The following is a 3,180-nucleotide window of genomic DNA, read 5'->3' on the forward strand; positions in this document are numbered from 1 at the left end:
TATCCTAGAATGGGAGTTTCACCCATAAAATTCGAACAAATAGTTAGGCTGTGTAAGAGTCAGCCCCTCCATTTCACGCCGCTACGTTTATAGGAGAACTTGGCGTACAGAAATACGAAAACTTATTCATTCTTTAGCTCAAGAAAGAAATATAACAATACTCATTTCTAGTCACATATTAGCCGAGATAGAACAGTTGGTCGATCGTATCGGAATTATTCATGAAGGAAAGTTACTAGAAGAGGTTTCTCTTGATACGCTGTGCAAAGCAAACCGTAAGTACATAGAGTTTCAAGTGAATAATGACGATAAAGCTGTGATGTTATTAGAAAATCATCTTCAAATTTTTGATTATGAAGTACATGATGAAGGAAATATTCGTATTTACTCTCATTTTGGACAACAAGGATACATAAACAGAACGTTTGTTTTTAACGATATTGAAGTATTAAAAATGATGATAAGCGAAGATAGACTAGAAGATTATTTCACCAAACTAGTTGGAGGTGGAACAATTGGTTAATCTACTCTATACAGAACTCTTAAAACTAAAACGCTCTAATATGTTTTTAATTAGCATTATTGGTGCTGGTGTCGCACCTTTCTTAGTTGTAGTAGCCTCTTATATACATATAAAAACAAAACAGCCTACTCCAACTATTTGGTTCCATCAATTATTCACTGACGTTAACTTATATACTACTTTAGTTATAGGATTCCCCTTATATGGAGTAGTGGTTGCATATTTGCTTACCCGTGAATATGCAGAAGATACACTGAAAAATTTACTAACTATCCCCGTGTCGCGCATTAGCTTTATTATAAGTAAATTCATCATTCTCTTTCTTTGGATTATGATGCTAACTTTAGTCGCTTGGGCACTTACTTTAATATTAGGGCTATTGGGGAACTTCCCTGGCTTTAACATTTCTTTACTTTTAGGTTCTTTCCTAGAATTTTTAATATGTGGTGGACTTCTCTTTCTATTGTCTTCACCTATTGTGCTACTAACTCTTGTAATGAAGAGCTATGTACCGCCCATTATATTAACAGTCATTATTACAATGACTAATCTTATGCTCGTAAACTCCAAGCATAAAGATTTATTCCCGTGGACCGCTACTCTAGATATCGCAAATAACGAATTACAACCGACATATCCACCAGAGTATTCTTATATCATCATTGCAGTAACGACAATTTCCGGATTTATTGCAACACTATTCTATTTTAAAAAAGTAGACATTCATTAATTTGTAGGAGTGAAACTATGAGCGATATCATTATTGCCTTCATACTCGGTATTGTAGAAGGATTAGCTGAATTTTTACCTATATCCTCTACTGGCCATCTTATATTAGTCGGGCATTTATTAGGCTTTGAGGGAGAAAGAGCGAAAACGTTTGAAATTGTTATTCAGCTAGGCGCAATTTTAGCCATTGCAATTTTATATCATAAACGTCTCGTTTCTTTATGTAATATTAAGCCTCTTCTACAGAAAGAAAAAAAATTCAACGCGTTCCATGTATTTCTTGGCGTATTTCCGGCAGTGGTTGCTGGTTTGCTACTACATGATATTATTAAAACATACTTATTCCAGCCATACACTGTTGTGATTGGACTTGTAGCAGGTGCAATTCTTATGCTCTTTGCAGAAGTAAAAAAGAAAGAGGCAGCAGCCTATTCACTGGACGATTTAACATACCGCCAAGCTTTAACAATCGGATTATTTCAGTGCTTAGCAGTATACCCTGGCTTCTCTAGAGCTGGCTCTACTATCTCTGGAGGTCTATTAGCAAAAGTAAATTATAAGACTGCATCTGAATTCTCTTTTCTAATAGCTCTTCCTGTAATGATTGGGGCTACAGGCTTAGACTTACTAAAAAGTTGGAAGTATTTAAGTGTCGATGACATCCCTATGTTTGCGGTAGGATTCATTACCTCTTTTATAGTAGCGATGCTAGCGGTAGTAACTTTTCTAAAGCTTTTAGAGAAGATAGGTTTAAAACCTTTTGCGTACTATCGTATTTTGTTGGCTATCTTATTTACGCTTTTCGTATTGCTATAGATTCATATAAGTCACATATTATTAAACTGATATTCAATTTAGAATATCAGTTTTTTCATCTATTTTAACTCTAGTATTACTCACTTCAATATGGCATAGTGATAATAAACTACCATTCATAATCTGAACGTTCTTTAAGTAACTACATCCTTTATCATAAAATGCAATTGGAAAATTAAAGATTCCATATATGTACAGAACATATTTACAAACTATATTCACTCCACATAGTATCTTTTTAATTTGCAACACACCGCTACAACTTTTAAATGAGTACAAAGACATACTAAATAAGTAAGTAAATTTCCTAGGAATTATAAAGAGACTAAATATGAATTAGAGTGAGGTAACGATAAAAATGAATCAATTAGCACAGCCATATTGGGATACTTATTGGGGAAACAACAAAAAACCAGAATCTGTTACAGCTTGGCAATTTGGGGATGCCCCTAATTATCTTGCACAACTAGTAATTGACGGTATTAAAACCGCTACATGCTCCGGTCACATTTTTTATGAATTAGAACATGAATCACTACCGACTACTATTGATTATAGTATTATACTCAATAGTAATGATGAACCTGTAGCTATTATTAAGACAATAGAAGTAACTGTAACACCAATGAATGAAGTAAGCGAAGAATTCGCTATCGCTGAAGGCGAAGGAGATCGTACTTATAATTACTGGAGAGACACCCATAGTAATGATGAACCTGTAGCTATTATTAAGACAATAGAAGTAACTGTAACACCAATGAATGAAGTAAGCGAAGAATTCGCTATCGCTGAAGGCGAAGGAGATCGTACTTATAATTACTGGAGAGACACCCATGTTCGTTTTTTTACAAAGGAACTAAATGAGCTTGGTCTTAATTTCTCTGAAGATATGTTACTCGTCTGTGAGCGTTTTGAACTTGTTGATGTGAACAATAAAGTGAAATTTTAATAAACTGAGATTTACCAGCCATTCTTATTTTTATAAAACACAAAAAAGACGAGTCATTCTGACTCGTCTTAAAGTTGCTTGGCGACGTCCTACTCTCACAGGGACAAGGTCCCAACTACCATCGGCGCTAGAGAGCTTAACTTCCGTGTTCGGTATGGGAACG

General features: G+C 34.7%; 2 protein-coding genes, 1 rRNA gene and 3 pseudogenes. 5 read left to right on the forward strand and 1 reads right to left on the reverse strand.

Going from position 1 to position 3,180, the window contains the following annotated elements; all coding sequences use genetic code 11:
• Positions 1 to 109 precede the first annotated feature (109 nt).
• The 5 genes and pseudogenes from MR169_RS27785 to MR169_RS27805 all read left to right on the forward strand — a co-directional run.
• A pseudogene (locus MR169_RS27785) lies at positions 110 to 523 on the forward strand (ABC transporter ATP-binding protein); the annotation flags it as partial.
• On the forward strand, positions 516 to 1,253 hold the full coding sequence (locus tag MR169_RS27790; protein ID WP_000247716.1) for an ABC transporter permease: 738 nt from the start codon (positions 516 to 518) through the stop codon (positions 1,251 to 1,253). The pseudogene MR169_RS27785 and the gene MR169_RS27790, both read left to right, overlap by 8 nt.
• Positions 1,254 to 1,270: 17 nt before the next feature.
• Entirely contained in the window at positions 1,271 to 2,068 is a 798-nt protein-coding gene (gene uppP / locus MR169_RS27795) for an undecaprenyl-diphosphate phosphatase UppP (RefSeq protein WP_001279960.1), read from the forward strand.
• Positions 2,069 to 2,426: 358 nt separating this feature from the next.
• Positions 2,427 to 2,771: pseudogene (locus tag MR169_RS27800) on the forward strand (ASCH domain-containing protein); the annotation flags it as partial.
• Positions 2,772 to 3,017, forward strand: a pseudogene (locus MR169_RS27805) (ASCH domain-containing protein); the annotation flags it as partial.
• Between the two features lie 76 nt (positions 3,018 to 3,093).
• Here the strand turns inward: MR169_RS27805 and rrf are convergent.
• Positions 3,094 to 3,180, reverse strand: a 5S ribosomal RNA gene (gene rrf, locus MR169_RS27810); the annotation flags it as partial.

The organism is Bacillus cereus group sp. BfR-BA-01349 (assembly GCF_022663795.1).
In the GTDB taxonomy this organism is placed as follows: domain Bacteria; phylum Bacillota; class Bacilli; order Bacillales; family Bacillaceae_G; genus Bacillus_A; species Bacillus_A cereus.

Coding starts and splice junctions, on each gene's coding strand:
- uppP (WP_001279960.1), top strand. CDS start 1,271: ATGAGCGATATCATTATTGCCTTCATACTCGGTATTGTAGAAGGATTA.